The sequence below is a fragment of the Bradyrhizobium sp. genome (assembly GCF_049798375.1).
Taxonomy (GTDB): domain Bacteria; phylum Pseudomonadota; class Alphaproteobacteria; order Rhizobiales; family Xanthobacteraceae; genus Bradyrhizobium.
The window spans coordinates 1-2,745 of the sequence record NZ_JBARGP010000775.1 but is presented as its reverse complement, the minus strand read 5'-3'; the positions used below and the strand labels follow the sequence as shown (position 1 = coordinate 2,745).

At 65.4% G+C, this 2,745-nt stretch carries 4 protein-coding genes; 2 read left to right on the top strand and 2 right to left on the bottom strand.

Annotated elements, in window-relative coordinates; genetic code table 11:
* Positions 1 to 934, bottom strand: a 934-nt coding sequence (locus WA702_RS29625) for a phosphoserine transaminase (protein WP_425114085.1), incomplete at its 3' end; no start/stop codon positions are given.
* Between the two features lie 138 nt (positions 935 to 1,072).
* Positions 1,073 to 1,363 (bottom strand): hypothetical protein, encoded by a 291-nt coding sequence (locus WA702_RS29620; protein WP_425114084.1) that lies wholly within the window; start codon positions 1,361 to 1,363, stop codon positions 1,073 to 1,075.
* Between the two features lie 133 nt (positions 1,364 to 1,496).
* Here WA702_RS29620 and WA702_RS29615 point away from each other — a divergent pair, with 133 nt between their 5' ends.
* Both WA702_RS29615 and WA702_RS29610 read left to right on the top strand, forming a co-directional pair.
* On the top strand, positions 1,497 to 2,483 hold the full coding sequence (locus tag WA702_RS29615) for an aldo/keto reductase (RefSeq protein WP_425114083.1): 987 nt from the start codon (positions 1,497 to 1,499) through the stop codon (positions 2,481 to 2,483).
* Positions 2,480 to 2,745: amidohydrolase family protein (locus tag WA702_RS29610; protein ID WP_425114082.1), on the top strand; the 266-nt coding region annotated here is incomplete at its 3' end. The genes WA702_RS29615 and WA702_RS29610, both read left to right, overlap by 4 nt.

Sequence of the window (2,745 nt, the reverse complement as noted above, 5' to 3'; positions counted from 1 at the left end):
CCTTCATGCATACCGAGGTGTTGGAGCGGATCGCGGGATCCTTTGCCAGGAAGTCGACCCACGGCGTCTTCGCCTTCCAGTCGGCCAGCACCTTGGTGTTGGCGTCGGCGCGCGCCATCAGCGCCTTGAGACCGCCGATCGACTTGCCCCATTGCAGCGCGTCGAGATAGTCCTCGACGCACAGCATCGACGGCGTGTTGATGGTCTCACCCTCGAAGATCCCTTCGTTGAGCTTGCCGCCCTTGGTCATGCGGAAGATTTTCGGCAGCGGCCAGGCCGGCGTGTAGCTCTCGAGCCGCGCCACCGCGCGCGGTGACAGCACCAGCATGCCGTGCGCGGCTTCGCCGCCGAGCGCCTTCTGCCAGGAGAACGTCACCACGTCGAGCTTGGGCCAATCGAGCTTTTGCGCGAACGCCGCCGAAGTGGCGTCGCAGATCGTCAGGCCTTCGCGCTTCGCGCTGATCCAGTCCGCGTTCGGAACGCGCACGCCTGAGGTGGTGCCGTTCCAGGTGAAGACGATGTCGGAGGCCGGATCGGCCTTGGCAAGGTCGGGAATTTCGCCATAGCCGGCGTGCAGCCTGGTGACGTCCTTGAGCTTCAATTCCTTGACGATGTCGCTGACCCAGCCCTCGCCGAAGGATTCCCAGGCGATCGTGGTAACCGGGCGCGCGCCGAGCAGCGACCACAGCGCCATTTCGACCGCGCCGGTGTCAGATGCCGGCACGATGCCGATCTTGTAGTCGGCGGGGACTTCCAGGACTTCGCGCGTCAGCTCGATGGTGAGCTTGAGCTTGGCCTTGCCGATCTTCGCGCGATGCGAGCGGCCGAGTGCTGCGTCTTTGAGATTTTCGCTGGTCCAGCCGGGGCGCTTGGCACAGGGGCCGGAGGAGAAATGCGGTACGACCGGCCGCTGAGCAGGCTTCACTGCAGTCATCATCTATCCTTCCAGATAGTAAGCCTCCCGTTGGGGGGAGGTGTCCCGGAACTGTGGTTAGGCGAAACCCGGCATAGCGTCAAGAAACTTCACGCGCCCCGTGAGCGTGCTCACGCGGATGTGGCCGCTTGCTGCGCCCTATTCCGGTGCCGCGCCAAGCGGCTGAGGTCCGGCAGGCGGGCGGTGCAGAAACGTCATCGATGCGTAGGCGCCGATCCAGGAACCGACCGCGGCGAAGCCGACATAGATCCAGTTCTCGGTGTAGCTGATGACGGCGAATGACGAGAGCAGATACCAGATCGAGCTCCAGGTCGCAGCGGGGACCCGCCGTCGCGCGATAACGGCCGAGGTGAACATCACATAGACCGCATCCGTCGCCGCCGTGGCGAACACGACACCGATCGCCGTGAGCGGATTGATTGCCGACATCGCAACACCTCCATCGGTCGCTTCATTGTGGCTTGCACAAACTATCCCGATTGCCCCGCGCGAATCCATCCTGCACACTGCGCCTGGCGGCCGCAGCCGGCCGTCTGTATGTCTCGCCAAGAAGGACAGAACGATGAAGCGCGTTCAAATTGGGAAGAGCGGCCTTGAGGTCACCCAGCTCGGGCTCGGCACGGCGCCGCTCGGCGGCCTGTTTGCAGAGGTCGGCGACGCCGACGCCGAGGCGACGATCGCGCAGGCCTGGTCGCTCGGCGTGCGCATGTTCGACACCGCGCCGCTCTATGGCTTCGGGCTCGCCGAGCAGCGGCTGGGACGTTTTTTGCGGGCGCAGCCGCGCGACAGTTACGTGCTGTCCACCAAAGTCGGACGGCTGTTACGCGCGGATGAAGCGGCACCTGCGGAAGATGATCATTACAAGGGCGCGCCGCGCGTGCGGCCGCATTTCGACTATTCTTATGACGGCGTGATGCGTTCGGTCGACGAGAGCCTTGAGCGGCTCGGCCTCGACCGCATCGACATCCTGCTCGTGCACGATCCTGATGATCATTATGACACAGCCGTCGGCGGCGCATTCCGCGCGCTGCAGCGGCTGCGCGATGATCGCACCATCCGCGCGATCGGCGCCGGTATGAATCAGTCGGAGATGCTGGCGCGCTTTGCGGAGGCCGTGCCGGTGGACTGCTTCCTGCTCGCCGGTCGCTACACGCTGCTGGATCAGGGCGCGCTGACGACGCTGTTTCCGATCTGCCGCGAACGCAACGTCGACATCATGCTCGGCGGCATCTACAACAGCGGCATCCTGGCCGATCCCTATGGCGCCGCCAAGTTCAACTACGAGGATGCCGGCGCCGCGCTGGTCGCACGCGCCAAGGAGCTCGACGCGCTGTGCAAGCAGCACGGCACCGAACTCAAGGCGGCCGCGATCCAGTTCGCCCTCGCCCACCCTGCGGTGACGATCGCGCTGCAGGGCGCGCGCACCGCCCGTGAGGCCGCCGACAATGTCGCGATGGCGAATGCGCCAGTGCCGCTGTCGTTCTGGCAGGAGCTGCGCGCGCGCAACCTGGTTGATCCGCGTGCACCATTGCCTGGAGATGCAACGTGAGCCGCCGCATCGACGCCCATCAGCATTTCTGGGATCCTGCCCGCGCCGATTATCCGTGGATGCAGGGCGCGGAGATGGCGCCGATCCGGCGCAGCTTCGGCCCGGCCGATCTCGCGCCCTTGCTGAATGCGAACGGCATCGACGCCAGCATCGTCGTGCAATGCCGGGCATCGCTCGACGAAACCGAGGAATTCCTGCGGCTGGCCGATGCGACGCCCTTCGTGACCGCCGTTGTCGGCTGGGCCGACCTCACCGATCCCGT

Bases quoted from the DNA above. Each gene is read 5' to 3' on its own strand.
- WA702_RS29620 (WP_425114084.1), bottom strand. From the start codon at position 1,363: ATGTCGGCAATCAATCCGCTCACGGCGATCGGTGTCGTGTTCGCCACG.
- WA702_RS29615 (WP_425114083.1), top strand. From the start codon at position 1,497: ATGAAGCGCGTTCAAATTGGGAAGAGCGGCCTTGAGGTCACCCAGCTC.